The sequence below is a fragment of the uncultured Lactobacillus sp. genome, assembly GCF_944327175.1.
In the GTDB taxonomy this organism is placed as follows: Bacteria; Bacillota; Bacilli; order Lactobacillales; family Lactobacillaceae; genus Lactobacillus.
The window spans coordinates 1-20,638 of sequence record NZ_CALVGT010000030.1; the positions used below are offsets into that span (position 1 = coordinate 1).

Consider the following 20,638-nt stretch of genomic DNA (forward strand, 5'->3'; position numbering starts at 1 on the left):
TTATTTGTTTGGATCAAACAATGTTTGACCCGCACACTGCGAAACTTTGTTCAGTTTTCAAAGTACCAACTGCGTCTTAGTGACGCAACGTTTTATATCTTACTCGCTTGTTGACTTCTTGTCAACAGGTTTTTGATATCTGTTTTGTCTTCAATTGTCTTTCCTTACGAAAGCGCTTCGTGTTTTGCTTGAAGACATTTACTACTTTACCTCCATTTTTTGTTTTCGTCAATCTTTATTTTCAATTTTCTTCTAATTTTTCTTAGCTTTCATTTGCCAGCTTTTTGCAATCCATCCCTACTCTGTTTTTCGCCACTCCCCTTTCCCGGGTCTAGCCCAGCTTGTAAAAAGGTGAAATCGTTCACTACTTTTACTTTTTCTGCGCTTTCATCATTCTACTCTAGCATAATCGTGAGCATTTACACACTTCAAATCCATTGAAATTTAAGGCGCTTTTCGGCTTGACAAAGAAAACAAAGGTTTTATCATTCTAGGTAAAAATGTTCACAAGAAATAGTTGGACCTGATTTTAGTCATCTGTAATCCACCAATAAAACAAAACAAGTCCCGTTTGACTTTATCAAGCAGGACTTGTTTTTTGTAAAAAGAGCTTTCAGTTAATTATTGCTTGTCCTTGGCAGCCAGCCAGTATGGCAAGGCCACAAAGACGATACCGCCAACCATGTTGCCCAGGGTTACCCAGAGCAGGTTGTAGAACATGCCGCCAGCTGAAACGGCCCCTGCCCCTTGCACTGGATTCAGCAAGGCAACGATAAAGGTCGTCATGTTGGCCACGCTGTGTTCAAAGCCAGTTGAGAAGAAGGCCAAAAGGCACCAGAAGATCATGATCAGCTTAGATGAATCGCTCTTGGTCTGAAAGCCTGACCAAACAGCCAGGCAGACCAGGATGTTACAGAGAATGCCCCGCAAGAAAAGCTGACCAGCTGGCGCGGCCATCTTAGCGGCTGCGGCCTTGGTGAAGACAGTTGCTGTAACCGGCAGATCCAGGCCGGACTTGGCAAACATCCAGGCCAAGATGCCGGCCCCCAGCAGGTTGCCCAGCCAACAAACCAGCCAGAGAAGACCGGCCTGGCCCAGCTTGACCTTCTTTTCCAAAAGGCCCGCACTCATCACGAAGTTGTTGCCAGTAAAAAGTTCAGCTCCGGGAATGACCACCAGGCTCAAGGCAACCCCGAAGACCAGCCCCTTGATCAAGTTGGCGGCCGGGTTAGTTCCTAATTGTCCCCCAATCGTGAAAGCCAGCAGGATCCCGAAACCGATGTACATCCCTGCCAAAATAGAAAGCACGACATAGCCGGCTGGATTAGTCTTCAGCAGGTTAAATTTCTTTTGTGCCGCGCCAGCAGCCGCGGCAAATGATTCCTTATACATTATGTTACCTCTTATTCTTTTGCATGAAAGCACTTAATTCTCGTAAATTATTATATGCTTTTCCCCGGTCCGTGTAAACGCTTTTCTTGATATAAATCAGATATTTTTCTAGTAAAAATATTATTACTGGGAATATTAGTAAAGCTAAGTACCAAAGAAAAAAGCTCAAGCCCAGCAGTCATGCGGGATTGAGCTTTTTACAGATTATTAATAAACCAGTCAATGACATTGTTCCAAAAATGCTTCCAGTGGTATGAGACCAGTTCCCAGCCGTGCAGACGGTTGTCATAGTAGACTCTTTCCCCGTCCGGGCTGGTGATGACAAGGTCTTTGAAGACTCCGGAAGGCTCCGGCCTTGGGCTTTTTACTGGAAACGACCACTAATTTCGGCTGGTAATTAAAGCGCCACTGGCAGTATTCCAGACAGTTGTGCAAGTACTGTCTAGTGCCTTTAAAAGTGGCTGGAAAAGCCTGGCTCTCCTGGTAGCCCAGGGCCAGTTCGGACCCTCTTTTAAAGACTTGCGTAAGCGGCTCTTCTTTTTACCCTTGGTTCTCCTTGCGCATTTTTCAATCTCCCCTTTTATTTTTTGAAAAAATTGTAATTACGATGATCTTATAAGTGATTTACACTTCCATAACTTTATTCTAATCCAGCTAGTTTTATAGATAAAGCGCTAACAGATAAAATGCCATTTTTGTTCAAAATACTTTTATTTCTTTTGACTTATCAAAAAGGTATTTTAAGAATTATTTGCCAGCGTGGACAAGACCGCTCTTAACGCCTAAAATAAAAGTGATGAAAATTCCAGAACAAAAAACGGAGGATGTCATGAAAAAGAAAGTTCTCTTGATTGCCTTTGCTGCCCTGGCTCTGACCGCCTGTTCTAGCAAAAAGACCACGATTGACAGCGAAAGTGCTAAGAAGGCCGCGAGCTCAATTTCCAGCTCAAATGTCGTCAAGCAGACCAGTAACAAGATCAATCTTACTAATTACAAGAAGATCAAGGTCATTGAAAAGACCGGGTCCACCCCCAGCCAGGTAACTGACCTCCTGGGCCGGGAAGCTGACGCCAAGAGCAAGGCCAAGACCAGTAAGCTGAAGGCCACCATCTACACTTGGGAAGGGGTCCAAAACGGCAGCGCTGGCTCCAACCTGGCTGTTGAATTCGCCAACGGGGTCGCTATTGCCAAGCAGATTTCTGGCCTTATCGTTAACCGGTCCAAGCAAATTACGCCCAAAGACTACAAGTCCCTCAAGAAGGGAATGAGCCGGGAAGAAGTCGAAGCCATCGTCGGCAAGCCCAACGGCTACTCAGAATCTGACTATTCCAATTCTGACGTCAGCCTCTGGCTCTACACCAGCGGCCTGAAGAGCGATGGCAAGGCCAACTTCTACGTTGCCTTCCAGAAGAATAAGCTAGTCGTCAAAAAAGCCCAGAACTTTAACTAAAGCAAAAGAGCTCCCGGAAGCCGGGAGCTCTTTTTTGGCTAAAAAATTAAACAAAAAAGCAAGCATTTCTGCTTGCTTAAGTCATGCCCACTAAAGGAGTCGAACCTTCACTCTGTTGCCAGAACAGCGACCTGAACGCTGCGCGTCTGCCAATTCCGCCAAGTGGGCCTTTCGATGACAACATTTATAATAGCAAAAGTTTTCGGAAAAGGGAAGGGCTTTTTACAAAAAACTCGTCTTAATTACTTCCCCCGCTGGACCAGGCATTGATCTTCCCGCCTTTTTCCAGCAAAAGCCGGCCCTGGTCATCAAAGCCGGCGCAAGTGCCGGAGATGGTCTGCCCGGCAATTTTTAAAGTAACCCCCCTGCCAGTCAATCAGCTTGGACAGGGGTTCCGCCCCAATCGCTGCGCCGCCGTGGCCGGGGTGTAGGCGTCTGGCGACATGGTCGCCACGATGATCAAGTCAACATCGGCTGGGTTTTCCTCTTTAAATATTTTGGACAAAAGAAGAACAGACCCGGGGCTATTTTGCTCCGAGTCTGTCGACTAAGTTATTTTCTTTTCAAAAAAATATGCTATTTTTCCAGCCGCTTGTGTTCCATCTGGCTTCTGGCCTCCTGCAATTTTTCTTGCTTGCTGTTGATGTTTTTGACTCCCAGAATATCCAAGAAGAAAGTAAAGATCGGGACGCTGACGATCAATCCCCAGGTACCGAAGAAGTGCTCGCCAAAGAGCAGGACCACGAAGGTATAAAAGATCGGCAATTCCGTCTTGCTGGACATGAATTTCGGGTTCAAGATATAGGTTTCCAAAGCGTGCAATACGGCGATCATGATCAAAATATAGATCACGTCCTGGATCCCGCCAACCGTATAGGCCACCAAAGACAAGGGGATCAAGGAAATGATCACCCCGGCAACCGGGACCAGGCTGCAGATGAAGACCATGAGGCCCAAGGCAAAAATCTGCGGCATTTTCATGAAAGCCAGGCAGACAATAGTCAAGGCCGTGTTGCAGATGGCGATAAAGAACTGGGCTTCCAGCACCACCCCAAAGGTATTGGTGAACTTACGGCCAAAGTAGGCAATATCCTCAAAGAGCCAGCCAAAGAGGTCAGACTTTAAGAAAGACTGGCTGAAAGAATGCATTTCTTTTAACTCAATCGTGTAAAAGAAACTCAAGACCAGGGCCATGACAAAAGACATAGCGACTGAGCCAAAACCCTTCAAGGCCGCCGTAAGCGCCGTTAAGCTGCTCTTGACCTGGCTGGAGATCGTTTTTTCAGACACGTACTTATGCAGCTGAGTCATCAACCAGCCCACGTCATTAGTCTGGTAAAAGTCGATCACCGATTTGGTCATCTTAGTCACCTGCTTGACCAAAACCGGGACATAGTAGCGCAGGGCCAAGTAAAGCAGGATGACAATCAAGAGATAGGTCAAAGCGACAATCAATTTGTCAGAAACATGCTTGAATTTCACCTGGACGAACCTAACCAGGTGAACGATCAAGTAGGTAAAGATGAAGGTGAGCAGGATCGTGTTCATCATCGCCCGCACATAGTACAGGGCCAAAATGATCATGACTAGGACCGTTGCCCGCCGCAAATGAATGTTGTTTTTAAATTTGTTCCATAAACTGGCTTCCATAGTGCCTTCCCTAACTAATTAATTTCCGGAAAAATTATTTTATCTATTGTAAACTTTTTCACCAGGAAAAACAAATCAGAAGGCACCGCCGCCGCTGCCACCCCCAAAGCCGGCGCTGGAGACGCTGGAGGCCGAGAAGTTGCCGCCCGAGCCAGCTGAAGAAGAAATTGCCGCATCAAAGCTGGAGGCAAAGGCCCCGTAGCTGGCACCGGCATAGTAGTAAGTCCAGTAAGGATCGGCCACGATCTCTTCCGGGAATTCCAGCTTCAGTTGCTTAAGGACCTTCTTGGCCAAGCCAAAGGCAATGGCATAAGGCATAACTTGTTCCCAGAGGGTTAGTTCCCCGATGTCGCGCAGCTTGAACTGGCCGATATCATCCAACATGGCTTCAAAGCCCAAAGCCTGTTCAGTTGCCCTTGCCCCCTTATCCGTCAAGGAAGAGAAGCGGCGCAGGCGCAAAACGGCAACTGCAAAGGCGGCCAAGATCCAGACGGCAACTGGAAAGAGCCACAGGAAATATTTATCATACAAGAAGAAGCTGACGAGAATAGCCGCGAATGAGAGAATCATTATAGCTGTGGTGTATAACGACAACATCTCCTCCCGGTCCTGCAAGTCTTGGTCAATGTAGCCTTCTTTAATCAAGACCTTTTGGCTGGCCTTCTGCCAGTTCTTATAGCTGGAAGTAATCCCCTGTCTGCCTCCATTTTGCTTTAAGTCCTTGTTACTAAAAGAGCTTCCATTGCCGACCTTTTTGAAAAGCCTGTTTAAAAGCGGCAGGTCGCCCTTGTACTTGCTAGTCTTGGTATAAGTGAAGTTCTTCCCCTTCTTGCCTGGAGTGATCGTAATTTCGCCCCGGCCAGCCCGCAGGGCAATTTCAGCTGCCAAAGCCTTACCGTCTGGATCCTTTTTGGTGACTAGGATCTGAGCCGTGGTCGGGCTGAAGGCAGGGATTGCAAAATTGTGGCCGATTTCTTTCTTGGCCTTGACCGGGCTGCCCGACTTTCTGCTCTTGATAAAGACCGGCAGATAAAGCAGCGGTGATAAGGCCAAAAGGGCCAGGCCGATCAATTCATATACGCTATGACGGGCCTTTTTAGCAGCCATTTCCTTGGCCAGGGCTTTTTCCTGGTCCACGACCTTGGCCGCGATTTCCCCGGAATGCCGCTTTTTATTCTGGCTGACTAAACTATTTGGAAAAAGCAGGTGCAGCTCTAAAAAAGTATTTTCTGGCAAAGTCGCAACTTCCGCCTTGACCAGGCCCTTTTCCTTATCAACGGTCAAATGTCCATCGGCGTTGACATGGGCCCAGCCCTTCAAGAGGGACAGATTTTTGCCCTTAAAACGGACCGCAGCTGTAACGTTAGAAATTTCTTTATCCCAGCCGTCTCCGACAATTTTGAAATTCAGTTCAGAGGCGTCCTCGTAGCTGTCAACTGCTCCGGAAATCTTGTAGCGGTAGACTACCTGGACCTTCCCATCGTCAACATGATGGTAGACCTTGAACTTGTAGGAATTGCCATCTCTATTGAAGTGGTAGACATTGCCGCTATCTGCCTGGTTGTTCAAGGCCGGCTTGACCGTCTTCCCGCTCTCCAGGTCCATAACTTCAACGCTTTGCCCGCTGACCTTCTGTCCGCTGGCCAAATTCTGGGTATAGTAGACCCCATTGGCTGAATCATCAAAGTCATAGACGATCTTCCGGGTCATGGACAAGGAGCCGTCAGAATTAACGACTGCCGTGACATCCATCTTGGTCAAGTCATAATCGGCAAAAACTTTTCCTGGTAAAAAGAGGGCCGAAAAGCTGGCCAAAAGCAAGGCCAGTACCCATAAATACTTCCGTTTCATCTTTTTCTCCCTTTCATTTTTCCATTGTTCAGACAAGCAAGGCTGGCTGACACAATTTGAGAATATTTTTTCTTAAATTTATTATAATTCAAGCAGCAATTGCTTGGCAACGCGGAAAATATCAGTATTTGTCGCTAGAAAACACGCCTTTATTATGCTTGCATTCATCAACCGTGGTATACTGTAGTTACTAAGCTGGTTTAATAGACCAAATTGTGTTGGGAGGAAATACAATGCGCAAAACAATGCTGGCCGGCATCCTTGCCGCTGAACTCGCCTTAGTCGGAGCAGCTGTCTTTTATCACCAAAGCCAGGCTGACAAGAGCAGCGAGTCCTCTGACAGCAGCAAGACCTACAAGGTCTACAGCAAAGCGGAAAAGGCCAAGGCCGACAAAGAAGACGATAAAGCAAAATCATCAAGCAAGGCTAAAAGCAAGAGCAAGAAGAGCAAAAAGAAGTCATCCAGTTCTTCAAGCTCTTCAGAAGACGTGAGTCAATCATCATCTAGTCAATCATCATCGAGTGACTCTTCAAGTTCTTCAAGCAAAGACTCATCCAGTTCAAGCTACAGCTACTCCAGCCAGGCTAAGTCCAGCAAGAAGAAGTCAACCAAGAGCTCCACTGGCTCATCCAGCTCTAATTCTACTTGGGGGTCTGCCTACAGCAACTCAACTTACAGCTACTCCAGCCCAAGCAGCTCCACTAAGTCCTCGACTTCAACTGGCTCTTCCAGCTATACGGCTAAGAAGAGCAGCTCAACTAGTAGCACGACTAGCAGCAAGTCTAGCAGCAAGTCTACGGCTGATGATGACGTCAACACGACAGAAGATCTGCCGGAAGAAACTGTCAATGACGACAGCGATAATTAAAGAGTCGGCAAACAAAAATAGTTCAAGATCCTAAAACGATCTTGAACTATTTTTTTGCGCTTTTTCAGCTTTTTCTTTATTCTTCGTGAGACTTAACATCTTCCGCTGCTTCAGCTTCCAGGGAGGCTTCGTACTTTTCAACGCCTTCCTTGGCTGCTTCAGCGACTTCGATGCCCAGGTCGGCCAATTGCTGGTCAGCAACCGGAGCCGGAGCGTGCATCATTGGTTCACTGGCGCTGGCGTTCTTCGGGAAGGCAATGACGTCACGGATGTTGTCCTTGCCAGCCAAAAGCATAGCGAAGCGGTCCAAGCCGATGGCCAGGCCGGCGTGCGGCGGGAAGCCCATGTCCAGGGCATCCATCAAGAAGCCGAATTGTTCGTAGGCGCGTTCCTTAGTAAAGCCCAAAGCCTTGAACATCTTTTCCTGGATGTCCCGCTTGTGGATCCGGATGGAACCGCCACCCAGTTCGTAACCGTTCAAAACGATGTCGTAGCTGCGAGCGTGAGCCTTGTGCGGGTCAGTTTCCAGGAGTTTAATCCCCTTGTCGTCTGGCATGGTGAATGGGTGGTGGGCAGCAATCCAGCGCTCGTCACCTTCGTCGTATTCAAAAAGCGGCCAGTCAACAACCCAGAGGTACTTGTAAGTGTCCTTTGGAATGATGCCAGTTTCCTTGGCCGTTTGCCGGCGCAAGTAGTTTAAGGAATCACAGCAGACCTTCCATTGGTCAGCGATAAAGAGGAGGAGTTCCCCGCCTTCCAGGCCGAATTCCTTGACCAGGCCGGCCTTTTCTTCATCGCTCAAGAAACGGGAAACAGGGCCGGAGAAGTCGCCGTCTTCATACTTAACCCAAGCCAAACCCTTGGCGTGGTAACGCTTGATATGGTCCTGCATAGCTTCGATCTTCTTGCGGGAGTAGAACTTCGCCCCGCCCTTAACCGCGATCCCGCGGACAAAGCCGCCGTTTTCCAAGGCAGAAGCAAAGACCTTGAAGCCGGACTTGGCAAAGACAGCGCCCAAGTCATGAATCAGCATCTCGTAACGGGCATCTGGCTTGTCGCAGCCATACTTGTCCATGGCTTCCTGCCAAGTGATCCGTGGAAGCGGCAATTGCAAGTCAATGCCCTTAACATCCTTCATAACCTTAGCCAAGAGGCCTTCAGTTACTTCCTGGACCCCTTCTTCATCCATGAAGGAAGTTTCCAGGTCGATCTGGGTGAATTCCGGCTGCCGGTCCCCCCGCAAGTCTTCGTCTCTGAAGCAGCGGGCGATCTGGTAGTACTTGTCAAAACCAGCCCCCATCAAGAGCTGCTTGAAGATTTGCGGTGACTGCGGCAAGGCATAGAAGGAGCCTGGGTAAACCCGGGAAGGAACCAGGTAGTCCCGGGCGCCTTCCGGCGTTGACTTGCCTAGGTCCGGGGTTTCAATGTTGATGAAGCCTTCCCCTGACAGGTAGGCGTTGGTCGCCGTCATGATTTGGGCCCGCATGATCAAGGCCTTTTGCAGGGTTGGCCGGCGCAGGTCCAGGTAGCGGTACTTCAAACGGGTCTGTTCGCTGGCAACCAGGTCATCCTTGATTTCAAATGGCGGAGTCTTAGCCTTGTTCAAGACCGTGATTTCGCTGGCAATGACTTCCACGTCCCCGGTCTTCATGTCTGGGTTCTTGCTTGAACGTTCATTAACGTGCCCCTTGACTTCAACCACGTATTCCTGGCCCAAAGAAGAGGCTACATCCATCAATTCCTTGCCTGAGTCGTGGTTGACAACGACTTGCACAATCCCTTCCCGGTCGCGCAGGTCGATAAAGATCAGCTGGCCCAGGTTCCGGACTCTTTGCACCCAGCCGTAGAGGAGGACATCCTGGTCCAGATACTGGCTGGTAATATTGCCACAATAATCAGTTCTTTTTTCCATTTGCATCATTTTGCTAAAAATCTCCTATTTTTCGATCTTGGAAAGCAGGTCTGCCTTGTTTTCCAAGTCAGTAAATTCCAGACTGAACTGTTCCCCGTCGCTCAAGCGCTTGACAGTCAGCTTGCCTTCAGCCAGTTCCTTGGCTCCCAGGGTGACGACATAGCGGGCGCCTACCCGATCAGCCTTTCTGAACTGGGCTTTCAGTTTCTTTTGGTCAACGTCGTATTGGGCACTGAAGCCAAGAGAACGGAGCTGGCGGGCAACTTCCACGGCCTTGATGTCGGTGCCTTCACCGATGTTGGTGATGAAGAAGTCAATTCCCTTGTCTTCAAACATTTCCGGGTTCTGCTTGGAAAGAACCAGCATCAGTCTTTCTTCCCCGATCCCGAAGCCGACAGCTGGGGTTTCCGGGCCGGAAAATTCTTCAACCAGGTGGTTGTAGCGGCCCCCTCCCAAAACAGTTGACGGGCTGGACCAGAGTGACTTGTCATCAACCATGAATTCAAAGATCACACCGGTGTAGTAGTCCAGGCCCCGGACCAGGTCATCATCGATCACGTACTTGACCCCTAATTGGTCCAGGCTGGAGAGGATCTTTTCAAAGTTCTCCTTTGATTCATCATCCAGGTAGTCCCGGATCTTCGGGGCTTCCGGCAGGAATTGCTGGTCTTCTTCAGCCTTGGAGTCCAGAATCCGAAGCGGGTTCTTGCTAAGCCGTCTTTGGGAATCTTCTGAGAGCTGGTCCTTAACTGGAGTAAAGTATTCAACCAAGGCATCGTGGTAGGCCTGGCGGACCTCGCTGTCACCCAGGGTGTTGATGTGCAGCTCGTAGTTCTTGACCCCCAGTTCAGCCAGGAGGTCGTGGCCCAGCAGGATGGTTTCCACATCAGCCAGGTAGCCGTTTGACCCAAAGCTTTCCACCCCGATCTGGTGGAATTCTCTTTGCCGGCCGGCTTGCGGACGTTCGTACCGGTACATCGGAGCGATGTAGTAAACATTAAAAGGCTTGACATAGTCAGGGCCGTAGATCTTGTTTTCCACGTAAGCCCGCACTACCCCAGCCGTCCCTTCTGGCCGGAGGGCAATATGGCGGCCGCCCTTGTCTTCGAAGTCATACATTTCCTTTTCAACCACGTCACTGGTTTCACCAGATGACCGGGAAAAGAGTTCGTAGTTTTCAAAACTTGGCGTTCTGATTTCATGGTAGTTGGCCCGCTTGAAGAGGTCACGGGCGATTTGTTCCACCTTTTCCCACTGGCCGGAAGTTCCCGGGAGAATGTCGACTGTACCTTTTGGTCTTTGAACTCTCATAAATTTCACCTTTGTTTCCTTGTTTTGACTAAGATAATAAAAAGCGCCCTTGAATTTAATCAAGGGCGCTTGAAAACAGCACGGTACCACCTTTTGCTTGCTGTCATTAACGCTGACGAAACGAACCATTATCTGCTAAAGGGTCACAGCTAGCAGCCATCTGCTCTTTCACCAAACGGGCAGTCTCTAAAAAGGCCGGGCTATCTTCATTCTTTGTCATTGATAATTCTCATTAAGTTTATCCTGTTTTGCCTTCCTAATCAAGTTGGAAAGCGTTTTTTTGCAAATTATTTTGCCTATAAGTCCAAGACAATCGTAAAGGGACCGTCGTTTTCCAGTTCGACCTTCATGTCCGCCCCGAACTCACCAGTTTCCACGGTCAAGCCCCGCTTTTCCAGTTCTTGGTTAAAGTCTTCCCAGAGCTGGCTGGACTTAGGCGGCCGCATGGCGTGAACGAAGCTTGGCCGGTTGCCCTTCTTTGTATCGGCCAGGAGGGTAAACTGGCTGACGGACAGAATCTGCCCGCCGACATCCTTGATGCCCAGGTTGGTCTTGCCAGCTTCATCCTCGAAGATCCGCATCTTGGCGATCTTGTCGGCGGCCTTGACCACCTGCTCTTCCCCGTCGCCCTCAGCCAGGCCGACTAATAAAAGCAAGCCCTTTTGGATCTGGCCGACGGTCTCGCCGTCGATTCTGACAGCGGCATGGTTGACTCTTTGAATTACTACGCGCATTTTTCTAAAAATCTCCCTGCTTCTAGCTTAGTTGTCCGTCCGCTTAGTGTCGTAAACGTCCGGAATGTCCCGCAGCTTGGCCATGATGTCGTTCAGCTGGGCAGCATTCTTGACTTCGACCGTTATATAGAAGTGGGCGATGTTTTCTTCATTGACGCTGGCTGAAACATTGGTGATGTTCTTGGTCAAGGCGTTCAAGCGGTTAATGACATCACCCAGCAATTTCTGCCGGTTGTAGCCAAAAAGCTCGAAGTTGGCGTTGAAGCTGGCCTGCTTGCCCTCATCAATATTGTTCCATTCAACGTCGATCAACCGCCCTTGGGCAGCCGGATCAGCATTGAGGACATTACGGCAGTCTGCCCGGTGAACAGTAACCCCCCGGCCCTTGGTCACGTAGCCGACGATCGGGTCGCCTGGAACCGGGTTGCAGCACTTGGCAAAGTGCAGGTCCAAATCTTCCAGGCCCTGGACTTTGACCAAGCTGTCCGGCTTTTTGCCCTTGACCTTGGACTTGGCATCGTCTTTTTGCGGAGCGGGCTTTTTAACCACGCTGGAAGCTGCTGCCTGCTGGCCGGCAGACATGATCTGGGCTTCAAACTGCTTCTGCTTCTCTTCTTCCTGCTGCCGGCGCAGGTCGACCGTCAAGCGGTTGTAGATGGATGGGGCAGACATGTTGCCAAAGCCGATAGCAGCGTACATGTCTTCGTCGGTCTTGAAGCTGAAGTGGTCCAGGACTTCGTCGATATGGCTCTTGTCCAAAAAGTCCTTGGCGCTTAAGCCGTTTTCCTTGAGCAGTTCGGTGAGCTCGCTCTTGCCCCGGGCCACGCTTTCTTCCCGGTCAATGTCTCTGAAGTAGCGGCGGATCTTGTTCTTGGCCCGGGAAGTCTTGACCATTTCCGCCCAGTCTCTTGATGGTCGGGCATTGCTCTGGGTCAAGATGTCGACCACGTCCCCGTTTTTCAGCTTGTAGTCCAAGGGAACCAGCTTGTCGTTGACCTTGGCCCCGATAGCATGGTCACCCACTTGGGTGTGGATGGCGTAGGCAAAGTCCAGAGTGACTGACCCTTTAGGCAGTTCGTAGACTTCCCCTTTTGGCGTAAAGACATAGACCTTGTCGGCAAAAATATCCGAATGAACGGCTTCCATGAACTCGCCAGCGTCGCTAGAATCCTTCTGCAGCTCCAGGATTTCCCGGCCGATATCCAGGGCCCCGCCGTCTTTTTCATCAACGCCTTGGAAGTTGCCCCGCTTGTAGGCCCAGTGGGCCGCCACACCATATTCAGCAACCTCGTGCATTTCTTCAGTTCTGATCTGGATTTCCAAAGGCTTGCCGCCAGGACCAATGATAGTCGTGTGCAGGGACTGGTAGCCGTTGGCCTTAGGCATGGCAATGTAGTCCTTAAAGCGGCCCGGCATTGGCTTCCACTTGGTATGAACTGCCCCTAAAACTGCATAGCAGTCCTTAACCGTCGGCACGATCACCCGGACAGCCAGCAAGTCATAGATTTCGTTGAAGTCCTTGTGCTTGTTGACCATCTTCTTATAGATGGAATAGATGTGCTTTGGCCGGCCACTGATGTCGTACTTGATCCCTAAGGAATCAAGAGTTCCCCGCAAGTAATCGATGGCGTCCTTAATGTAGCCTTCCCGTTCACTGCGCTTGGCGTCCATCATGGAGACGATCTTGTAGTACTCTTCCGGGTTCATGTAGTGGAAGGACATGTCTTCTAGTTCCCACTTGATAGTCCCAATCCCCAGCCGGTCAGCCAATGGAGCATAGATGTCCAGGGTTTCAGAAGCAATGCGGCGCTGCTTGTCTGGGCGCAAATGTTCCAGGGTATGCATGTTGTGCAGGCGGTCAGCCAGCTTGACCAGGATAACCCGGAGGTCTTTCGCCATGGCGATCAGCATCTTGCGGTGGTTTTCCGCCAGAAATTCCTTGTGGGACTTGTACTCGTACTTGTTTAACTTGGTGACCCCGTCAACGATGAAGGCCACGTCGGCGCCAAACTTTTCCTTGATATCGTCATTGGTGACCGAAGTGTCTTCAACCGTATCGTGTAAAAAGCCGGCAGCTACCGTGTCCGGGTCCAGGCCTAAATTGGCCAGGGTCCCTGCTACCTGGGTCGGGTGGACAATATAAGGCTGGCCGGAGGCTCTGGTTTGTCCCTCATGGGCCCGGGCGGCAAATTGATAGGCGCTTTCGACAAAGGCTAATTGGCCAGCCGTCATATATTTCTTGCAGGCGGCCATGACCTGCTCGTGAGTCATTTCAATATACTTTGACATCTAGATCACCAGTTTCTAACTTTTAATTAATCAGTACCTGTTATTTTAGCGCAAAAAGTTCTATTAACACAAGCTTAAACTCTTAAGCCGGACTGCTTATAAAAAAATGAGAGTTTCTTTGCTTTTATTTTAGCGTATTTTTCCTTAAATACTGAAGCGTTAGTCATGTTTGCGGGAAATTGCCAGGCCGATCCAGCGGCCAGCCCGCATCTTGAGGTCGACTTGGAAGAAATTTTCGGCCAAAGCCTGCTCAATTTTCGGCAACTGCAGGTAGTCGATCCCGGAAAAGATAACCTGGCCGTCTTCGTTTAAGTGACTGTCCAGCTGCGGGATCAAGTCCAAAAGGATTTCAGCCAGGATGTTGGCCACGATCAAGTCAAACTTGCCATCAACGTCAGCCAGTAAACTTGTCTTTTGCAAGGCGATATCGTGGATGCCGTTTAAGGCCGCGTTTTCTTCAGCTGCCGTCATTGATTCATCAGAAATGTCCGTAGCCAAAACGCTCTTAGCCCCCAGCTTGCGGGCAGCAATGGCCAAAATGCCGGACCCGGTCCCTACGTCAGCCACCGTCAAAGGCTTAACCATAGCCCGTTCAATGCCCAGCATGGCCAATTGTGTGGTCTGGTGGTTGCCAGTCCCGAAGGCCAGGCCTGGATCCAGGCGGATGATTTCCTGGTCTTCAAAAGCCGGCTGGTAGTCTTCCCATTCCGGCACGATCGCCAGGTGGCGTGAAAGGTTGATGACGTGGTAGTACTTTTGCCAGACCGTGTTCCAGTCCTGGTCAGCCACGTAGTCAACGGAGATTTCAGCAGGGGCCGTCTTTAAGCCGTAGCCCGCCAGTTCAGCCAACTTGTCCTTGAAAAGCTTGACCGTTTCTTCAGGGTCGGTTTCTTCATCAAAGTAGGCGATGAATTCCAGTTCATCGGGCAGGTTTGGGATGTCGTCCATGTCAACGACCGTTGAGTCGTGCAGCCAGCCGGCTTGCTCAAAATCGCTTCTGCGCCGGGCTTCGGTCCCCAGGGCCTTTAAGTCTTCCGTGGCAAAATATGCCAGGGCGTCTTCAACGTCGTAGCTGCTTTGAATCTTGATTGCAAGTAATTTCATGATTATATCTTCTTTCTTTAGCTTCTTCTCTTAAAATGGTATCATGGAAAGCGGTGATAACAATGTCAAAAAAGAAAAAGAATAAAAACAAATTAGACAAGACCCTGGTGGAAAAGATTCTCGACCAGCAAAAAATTGCCTATGAGCAGCATATCAGCGAAATTACTGAAGACCACGGGGTAGCCCAGGTGGGGACTGGCAAGCCGGTTTTAGACGGCCACCCGGTTTATAAGACCCTGGCGGTGAATGGCAACAAGACCGGCCCGATCGTCGGCGTGGTGCCTTTGAGCGGTCACTTGGACCTCAAGAAGATTGCCAAGGCTTCCGGCAACAAGAAGTGTGAAATGATCCCCCTCAAGCAGCTGGAAAAGACCACTGGCTACGTGCATGGGGCCAACACGCCGATCGGCATCTACCACAGCAAGAAGTTCCCGATCTTTTTAGATGAGAGCGTCTTGCAAGAAGACGGGATCTGGGTGTCCAGCGGCGAAGTGGGCCGCAGCGTCATGGTCAACCCGCTTGATTTACAGAAACTAGTCAAGGCCACGGTGGCTGATCTGCAGGAATAATACGCAAAAACAGCTTTTACCCTTATTTTTGGGGCAAAAGCTGTTTCTTTTTTCTTTCAATTTTTCTTTCTATTCTAATCGACCCGGCGCCACTTCTTGTCGGTCAAAATTCTAGCGGTCAAGAGGCCGGCAGGCAAGGACATGACCAGCATCAAAGCTTCAGTCATCCAGGTAGCCCCAGCCCCGACATTGGTCAAGGCCAAGAGGAAGATCCCCCGGTACATGTAGAGGCCAGGCACCATGATGACGATGGCAGGCACGGTCAAGGCGATCCGCGGATAGCCGACTTTTTCCCGGACATAGCCAGCCAGAAGACCAGCCAGCAGCGCGGCTAAAAAGGCAGCTAAAGGAGCCGGGAAATGGGCAAAGTCAACCAAGGACAAGCGCATGGTATTGGTAATCGCCCCCACCACCCCGGCCACGGCGGCCATCCGCCGATGGGAGTTGAACATCAAGGAGAAGCCGAAGACCCCGCAGAAGCTGGCTAAGAGGCGGCAGGCCGCCAGAACTGGCCGGGAAAGGCCCAAGGCCGGAAGGTCGCCAGGCTTGATCTGCAGAGCCGTGGCCATTATCCAGCCGGTGCCCGTCGCGATCAAGATAATGAAGATGGCGTAAGCCATCCGCTCCAGGCCAGACCGCATGTCCAGCTTGGCGATGTCCAGGCCGGAAGTAATAAAGGGAAAACCTGGAATAACGAAGAGCATGGCCCCAATGTAGCCACGCATATGGATCATATCGACGTTAAAGAGCAAGTGGCCTAGCATGAAGGCCAGGAAGTAGGACAAGCAAGCCGCGGCCACCCCCACGGCAGTCGTGGCGGCAACCGTGATTCGTCTTTTAGCTAAGCTGCCCCGGGCAAACTGGCCCAGACCCGCCCCGATAAAGGAGCAGATGATTTCCGCAATCCCCCCGCCCAGGAGGAAAATGAAGCCGCCGCAGGCCAAAGCCGCGGCCAAGCTGGATCCCCAGAGGGGATAGCGGCCTTTCATGTGTTCGATTTCCCCTAAGCGGCGGCGGACTGTCTTGATTTCAAAGTCACCGCCGGCTGCTTCGAACTGGCGGACAAACTTTTCCAATTCGTTCAGCTTGGCCATGTTGACCCCGGTGGTTGGCAGGGCCAGGCTTTGGGAATAAGACTGGTTGTCGACATCGAAGTATGTGCAGACGATGGAGATCAGACCGATGTCGGCGCTGCAGGTCAAGTCCAGGGTTCTGGACAAGGTGTCCATGGCGTCCCGGACCCGCCAGGCTCCAGTCCCGCAGCTTAGCATCATCAAGCCTACCCGGGAGATGATCGACCCTTTTTCAATCAAGGTTGCTTCCTTGATTTTGGTGTCGTCATCGCTTTGGAAGAACTCTTCCCACTGCACCCGCATGTGGTGGTGATGAGACAGGTGGTGTTGGTACTCTTGCTCAGTACTTTCGGTTTTCATGTTGACCGTATTTGCCTTCTTTCATTTTTCTTTGCATTTCTCAACTTTTTCATTTTAGCATAAAAAGAGACTGCAATTTCCCGCCCTCCCTAGTTAAGCGCTTGCTAAGAGAGAATATTTTCCATGGAAAAAACCGCCCCAGCAAGCTGAGACGGTTAGCTTCATATTTACTTTTGCTTGTATTGGCGGACGTAGCCTTCCTGGCCTGCCAAGTACCAAGTGCCGTGGTTGGCGTCGCTGGTAAATTCAACATTTTCCGGCAGGTTTTCCAAGCCTTCGGTAAAGATGTCTTCGTATTGGCCAACGCCAAGGCGGATTCTTTCCTTGAGCATGCGGGCATGCAGGGCTGGGCGCAGGCGCTTTTGGTAGCCGGCAACCACCTTGCCGCTGAAGAATTCAGCCATGGCGCCAGAGCCGTAAGAGAAGAAGCCGATCCGGTCGCCGGCCTCAAGGTCGCCGTTTTCCAGCAGGCTCAAGACAGACATGTAGAGGCTGGCGGTGTAGATGTTGCCGACCTGCCGGCTGTACTTGGCTGAGAGCTGGAAGTTGTCACTGAGGCGCTTGACGGTTTCGTCATCCTGGCCTTCAATGGCAATCTTGTGGGCCTTGTAACCCATCTTAGTGTAAGGCAGGTGGTAGCAGATGCCGGCGAAGTCGGAGACTTGCAGCTGCTTTTCGGCAAGGAAAGGCTTGAAAGTGCTCTTGAAGAAGTCCAGGTAGACATCCCGGCTGTAGTGGCCGTCAACCACGGCAGTGGCCATGTTGTTCGGCCGCCAGAAGTCGTTGATATTTTCTGAGTGGGAAGTGTGCCCGTCTTCCAGGGCAATAATTGCTGGGTTTTCCTTGATCAGCATGCTGATGGCCCCGGCACCTTGGGTAACTTCGCCGGCCGTGGCCAGGCCGTAGCGGGCGATGTCGCTGCCGATGATCATGGCCGAGTGGTGCGGGTGGGCCCGGACGTAGTCGCGGGCAACCTGCAGGCTGGCGGTCAAGGCAAAGCAAGCTTCCTTGATTTCAAAAGTTCTGATCCGGGCTGGCAAGTTAAGGGCTTCCTTGACAAAGAGGGAGGCTGACTTTGACTGGTCAATCCCACTTTCGGTCGCAAAGATCAATAAGCCTAATTGCTCCAGATCAACCTGGTCAAGGTATTCAGCCGTCGCGTTGATCCCCATGGAAACCGAGTCCTGGGTCTTGTCAGCGACCGCCATCCGGTCCTGGCCAATGCCGATCAAAAATTTGTTGGGATCCTGGTTTCTAGCATTGGCCAGGTCAACCATATCCACAAACTTATTAGGAGTATAAAAACCTATCTGATCAATACCGATGTCCATTAATTATTGTCCTCGCAATTCTTTCAAAAAATTCTTGGCTGCTGTTTCGCCATACTTTCCCTGGCTAATCATCATTTGATAAACAGCTTCTTTTTCTTCTGCTGCTGCCGGCAGGGCCTGAACCACGTTGCGGCTCTGCAGGCGCATGTGGCCAGCTTGGATCCCCTTGGTGGAGATGGCGTTTAAAGCCGCGAAGTTGTTGGCCAGGGCGACGCTGGCGGTCAGTTCTGCCAATTCAGCTGCTTTTATTTTACCTAAAATGGCATAGCTTTGTCTAATATCAGGCCGCGATGAAATGGAGCCGCCGACGACACCAAGTGCCAAAGGCAGGGTGACTTTGCCAAGGAGCTTATCCCCTGCCAATTTCCAGGAGCTGAGGCTTCGGTATTGGCCGCTTTTAGCAGCGTAAGCATGGCTTGCTGCTTCAACTGCCCGGTAGTCATTGCCGGTTGCCAGCATGACAGCGTCTACCCCATTCATGATCCCCTTGTTGTTGGTTACAGCCCGGTAAGGATCATTGGTGCCGATTTTAGCCAGCAGGGCCATCTTTTTAGCAACTTCCCTGCCTTCTGCCAGGTCCCCTTTTTTACTGAGGAGGCTAACAGGGATTGCCACCTTAGCTGTAGTCAGCTGGCTGGGATAGTTGGACAAGATGGCGAAGAGCTTGGCTTCCACACCAGGGAAGGCCAGCATCTTCTGGGCCAGGAATTCCAGGATGGCATTGGTCTTGTTGGCCCCCATGGCTTCAGCTGGGTCAACCAGGGCCAGGAGGTAGACCAAGTCAGCTTCCTGGCGGGCAGTCAGTTCTTTTAAGCCGCCCCCGTGCCGGATCAAGCTGGAGAATTCCTTGTTGGCTTCCTTAATATAGGCAGGGAATTTCTTTTCAAAGTCAGCCAGGGAAAAAGTTTCCGTGACTTCTAAGACGATTTGCCCATAGATGCCGCCACGGCGGCTGCTTGCTTTTACGCCGCCGGCTTTAGCGAAGACGGACATGCCGTGGTTGGCAGCGGCGACGACTGAGGCTTCTTCGGTTGTCATGGGGATCCGCCAATTTTTGCCATTGACCAGGGCGCTGGTCAAACAGCTCAAGGGGAACTTGACCTCGCCGACCACGTTTTCGCTCATTTTATCCAGGCGGTTTAAGTCAGCAGCGGGGATATCTTCCAAGGCAACTTCGGCATCTTGCAAAAACTGCCGCCTCTCTTCGGGCGGCAACTGATAGAATTTCATTTTATGCCTTCTCTACTTCAAAAGCGATGGCCAGGCCGCCCCCGATGCAGAGGCTGGCGATCGCGCGCTGGCCGCCTCTTTGCAGCTGGCGGGCAGCGGTAGCCAGAAGGCGGGTGCCGGAAGCGCCAAGCGGGTGGCCCAGGGCAATGGCCCCGCCCTGCTTGTTGACCTTGTCCAAAGGAATGTCCAGGTCGCGAGCTACAGCCAGGGTTGTAGCAGCGAAGGCTTCGTTGATTTCAAAGAAGTCGTAGTCTGCTACCTGCCGGCCAGTTTCGTTAAGCAGCTTGCGGATAGCGTAGTATGGCCCATAGCCCATGAATTCCGGGTCATAGCCCACCTCGGCGTAAGCACCCAGCTTGGCTAAAGGCTTGAGTTGGTATTCAGCAACTTTTTCCGCGGTAGCCAGGATGATCATGCTAGCCCCGTCAGAGATTGGAGAGGCGTTGCCGGCAGTGACCGTCCCGTCTTCTGAGAAGGCCGGCTTGAGACCAGCCAAGGCTTCCAGGCTGGTATCCGGGCGGACGTTTTCATCCTGCTTGAGTTCTTCAATTTGAATGATTTCATCGGCAAAAAGCACTTCTGCTTGTGCCTTGACGGCTTTTTGGTGGGAAGACAAGCTGAAGGCATCAGCGTCTTGACGGCTGATGTGGTCGCGCTTAGCCACGTTTTCGGCAGTGATACCCATGGATTTGCCGGAGAAGGAGTCAACGAGGCCATCGCTGAACATGATTTCCTTTGGGGCGTTGGTCATGCTTTCGCTGCCACCGACAGCGACCAAGCCCAGGTCGCCGATCAGCATTTGGGCTTCAGCCAGGCGGGCAGCCTTGAGGCTGGAGCCGCAGACTTCGTTGATGGACACAGCGACAGAGTCCTGCCGCATCCCGGCGTTTAAGGCAACTTGCCGGGCCATGTTTTGCCCCAGGCCGGCAGCCAGGACATTGCCCATGAAGAGGGCGTCCAGGTCTTCGGCGTCAAGGCCGGCTTCTTTTAATGCTCCGCGCAGGGCAATTTGACCCAGGTCAATGGCGGAAAAGTCAGCCAATTGCTTGTGGTAACGGCCAAATGGAGTTCGCTTGGCCGCAACAATATAAATATCTTGCATGTATTTATTCTCCTCAACTAAGTTTTGTTTTGGGGATGCTGAGCCTGGCTCAGCTTTTTTATAACCAGTATATTTTACTATAATCTTTTCCTGCTCGCTTAGTTAAGCGCTTGATTTAGGGAAATATTAAAAAGCACCCCGCGAGGGAATGCTCTTAGTGGAATTTGACTATCAAGCATCCACATATCCTAAGCGATATTTCGATCCACGCATCCCATGTGGGATGCGACACTCCGCCAGTGACATGGCCAGCACCTATGCCCAGATATTTCAATCCACGCATCCCATGCGGGATGCGACCCGCGCGGCTACATTACTGTAGTCGGTGCCTTCCGTATTTCAATCCACGCATCCCATGCGGGATGCGACCAACTTAGATAATTTCAAAGCTACTAAGGTTAACATTTCAAT

General features: G+C 50.9%; 17 protein-coding genes and 1 tRNA gene. 3 read left to right on the plus strand and 15 right to left on the minus strand.

All coding sequences use genetic code 11. The features are described from left to right. Nucleotides 1-621: 621 nt before the first annotated feature. Nucleotides 622-1,392 (minus strand): formate/nitrite transporter family protein, encoded by a 771-nt coding sequence (locus Q0J41_RS04155; RefSeq protein ID WP_296226480.1) that lies wholly within the window; start codon nt 1,390-1,392, stop codon nt 622-624. A gap of 829 nt (nt 1,393-2,221) precedes the next feature. Here Q0J41_RS04155 and Q0J41_RS04160 point away from each other — a divergent pair. Further along, nucleotides 2,222-2,842: a DUF3862 domain-containing protein gene (locus Q0J41_RS04160; RefSeq protein ID WP_296226481.1), complete on the plus strand. Its 621-nt coding sequence runs from the start codon at nt 2,222-2,224 to the stop codon at nt 2,840-2,842. A gap of 84 nt (nt 2,843-2,926) precedes the next feature. On the opposite strand, the gene Q0J41_RS04165 is transcribed toward Q0J41_RS04160, so the two are convergent. From Q0J41_RS04165 to Q0J41_RS04185, 5 genes are all read right to left on the minus strand, one after another. Continuing rightward, nucleotides 2,927-3,010: transfer RNA gene (locus Q0J41_RS04165), tRNA-Leu, on the minus strand. Nucleotides 3,011-3,080: 70 nt separating this feature from the next. Next, a complete protein-coding gene (locus tag Q0J41_RS04170; protein ID WP_296226483.1) occupies nt 3,081-3,218 on the minus strand; it encodes a hypothetical protein in 138 nt (45 codons plus the stop codon). Further along, nucleotides 3,219-3,347: a hypothetical protein gene (locus tag Q0J41_RS04175; RefSeq protein ID WP_296226485.1), complete on the minus strand. Its 129-nt coding sequence runs from the start codon at nt 3,345-3,347 to the stop codon at nt 3,219-3,221. 71 nt (nt 3,348-3,418) lie between these two features. Beyond that, nucleotides 3,419-4,492, minus strand: a complete 1,074-nt coding sequence (locus tag Q0J41_RS04180) for an AI-2E family transporter (protein WP_296226487.1) — start codon at nt 4,490-4,492, stop codon at nt 3,419-3,421. A gap of 75 nt (nt 4,493-4,567) precedes the next feature. Continuing rightward, on the minus strand, nt 4,568-6,343 hold the full coding sequence (locus Q0J41_RS04185) for a DUF2207 domain-containing protein (RefSeq protein WP_296226489.1): 1,776 nt from the start codon (nt 6,341-6,343) through the stop codon (nt 4,568-4,570). Between the two features lie 233 nt (nt 6,344-6,576). Here Q0J41_RS04185 and Q0J41_RS04190 point away from each other — a divergent pair, with 233 nt between their 5' ends. Next, nucleotides 6,577-7,212 (plus strand): hypothetical protein, encoded by a 636-nt coding sequence (locus Q0J41_RS04190; RefSeq protein WP_296226491.1) that lies wholly within the window; start codon nt 6,577-6,579, stop codon nt 7,210-7,212. A gap of 76 nt (nt 7,213-7,288) precedes the next feature. On the opposite strand, the gene aspS is transcribed toward Q0J41_RS04190, so the two are convergent. From aspS to prmA, 5 genes are all read right to left on the minus strand, one after another. Then, nucleotides 7,289-9,133, minus strand: coding sequence for an aspartate--tRNA ligase (gene aspS / locus Q0J41_RS04195; RefSeq protein WP_296226493.1), 1,845 nt, complete (start codon nt 9,131-9,133; stop codon nt 7,289-7,291). Nucleotides 9,134-9,148: 15 nt separating this feature from the next. Continuing rightward, nucleotides 9,149-10,435 (minus strand): histidine--tRNA ligase, encoded by a 1,287-nt coding sequence (gene hisS, locus Q0J41_RS04200; RefSeq protein ID WP_296226495.1) that lies wholly within the window; start codon nt 10,433-10,435, stop codon nt 9,149-9,151. A 296-nt stretch (nt 10,436-10,731) separates the two neighbouring features. Next, nucleotides 10,732-11,169, minus strand: coding sequence for a D-aminoacyl-tRNA deacylase (gene dtd, locus Q0J41_RS04205; RefSeq protein ID WP_296226497.1), 438 nt, complete (start codon nt 11,167-11,169; stop codon nt 10,732-10,734). A gap of 27 nt (nt 11,170-11,196) precedes the next feature. Then, nucleotides 11,197-13,458 carry a bifunctional (p)ppGpp synthetase/guanosine-3',5'-bis(diphosphate) 3'-pyrophosphohydrolase gene (locus Q0J41_RS04210; protein ID WP_296226499.1) on the minus strand — a complete coding sequence of 754 codons (2,262 nt, stop codon included), beginning with the start codon at nt 13,456-13,458 and terminating at the stop codon, nt 11,197-11,199. A gap of 159 nt (nt 13,459-13,617) precedes the next feature. Beyond that, nucleotides 13,618-14,562 (minus strand): 50S ribosomal protein L11 methyltransferase, encoded by a 945-nt coding sequence (gene prmA, locus Q0J41_RS04215; protein WP_296226501.1) that lies wholly within the window; start codon nt 14,560-14,562, stop codon nt 13,618-13,620. Between the two features lie 62 nt (nt 14,563-14,624). On the opposite strand from prmA, the gene Q0J41_RS04220 reads away from it, so the two are divergent. Next, nucleotides 14,625-15,131 carry an aminoacyl-tRNA deacylase gene (locus Q0J41_RS04220; protein ID WP_296226503.1) on the plus strand — a complete coding sequence of 169 codons (507 nt, stop codon included), beginning with the start codon at nt 14,625-14,627 and terminating at the stop codon, nt 15,129-15,131. 74 nt (nt 15,132-15,205) lie between these two features. Here the strand turns inward: Q0J41_RS04220 and Q0J41_RS04225 are convergent, their stop codons facing one another. From Q0J41_RS04225 to Q0J41_RS04240, 4 genes are all read right to left on the minus strand, one after another. After that, nucleotides 15,206-16,564 (minus strand): threonine/serine exporter family protein, encoded by a 1,359-nt coding sequence (locus Q0J41_RS04225; RefSeq protein WP_296226505.1) that lies wholly within the window; start codon nt 16,562-16,564, stop codon nt 15,206-15,208. Nucleotides 16,565-16,731: 167 nt separating this feature from the next. Continuing rightward, on the minus strand, nt 16,732-17,895 hold the full coding sequence (locus Q0J41_RS04230) for a hydroxymethylglutaryl-CoA synthase (RefSeq protein ID WP_296226507.1): 1,164 nt from the start codon (nt 17,893-17,895) through the stop codon (nt 16,732-16,734). Between the two features lie 3 nt (nt 17,896-17,898). Then, nucleotides 17,899-19,125 carry a hydroxymethylglutaryl-CoA reductase, degradative gene (locus tag Q0J41_RS04235; protein WP_296226510.1) on the minus strand — a complete coding sequence of 409 codons (1,227 nt, stop codon included), beginning with the start codon at nt 19,123-19,125 and terminating at the stop codon, nt 17,899-17,901. Between the two features lies 1 nt (nt 19,126). Then, nucleotides 19,127-20,227, minus strand: coding sequence for a thiolase family protein (locus Q0J41_RS04240; protein ID WP_296226511.1), 1,101 nt, complete (start codon nt 20,225-20,227; stop codon nt 19,127-19,129). Between the last annotated feature and the right edge of the window lie 411 nt (nt 20,228-20,638).

Coding starts and splice junctions, on each gene's coding strand:
- Q0J41_RS04155 (WP_296226480.1), bottom strand. CDS start 1,392: ATGTATAAGGAATCATTTGCCGCGGCTGCTGGCGCGGCACAAAAGAAA.
- Q0J41_RS04160 (WP_296226481.1), top strand. CDS start 2,222: ATGAAAAAGAAAGTTCTCTTGATTGCCTTTGCTGCCCTGGCTCTGACC.
- Q0J41_RS04180 (WP_296226487.1), bottom strand. CDS start 4,492: ATGGAAGCCAGTTTATGGAACAAATTTAAAAACAACATTCATTTGCGG.
- Q0J41_RS04185 (WP_296226489.1), bottom strand. CDS start 6,343: ATGAAACGGAAGTATTTATGGGTACTGGCCTTGCTTTTGGCCAGCTTT.
- Q0J41_RS04190 (WP_296226491.1), top strand. CDS start 6,577: ATGCGCAAAACAATGCTGGCCGGCATCCTTGCCGCTGAACTCGCCTTA.
- aspS (WP_296226493.1), bottom strand. CDS start 9,133: ATGATGCAAATGGAAAAAAGAACTGATTATTGTGGCAATATTACCAGC.
- hisS (WP_296226495.1), bottom strand. CDS start 10,435: ATGAGAGTTCAAAGACCAAAAGGTACAGTCGACATTCTCCCGGGAACT.
- dtd (WP_296226497.1), bottom strand. CDS start 11,169: ATGCGCGTAGTAATTCAAAGAGTCAACCATGCCGCTGTCAGAATCGAC.
- Q0J41_RS04210 (WP_296226499.1), bottom strand. CDS start 13,458: ATGTCAAAGTATATTGAAATGACTCACGAGCAGGTCATGGCCGCCTGC.
- prmA (WP_296226501.1), bottom strand. CDS start 14,562: ATGAAATTACTTGCAATCAAGATTCAAAGCAGCTACGACGTTGAAGAC.
- Q0J41_RS04220 (WP_296226503.1), top strand. CDS start 14,625: ATGTCAAAAAAGAAAAAGAATAAAAACAAATTAGACAAGACCCTGGTG.
- Q0J41_RS04225 (WP_296226505.1), bottom strand. CDS start 16,564: ATGAAAACCGAAAGTACTGAGCAAGAGTACCAACACCACCTGTCTCAT.
- Q0J41_RS04230 (WP_296226507.1), bottom strand. CDS start 17,895: ATGGACATCGGTATTGATCAGATAGGTTTTTATACTCCTAATAAGTTT.
- Q0J41_RS04235 (WP_296226510.1), bottom strand. CDS start 19,125: ATGAAATTCTATCAGTTGCCGCCCGAAGAGAGGCGGCAGTTTTTGCAA.
- Q0J41_RS04240 (WP_296226511.1), bottom strand. CDS start 20,227: ATGCAAGATATTTATATTGTTGCGGCCAAGCGAACTCCATTTGGCCGT.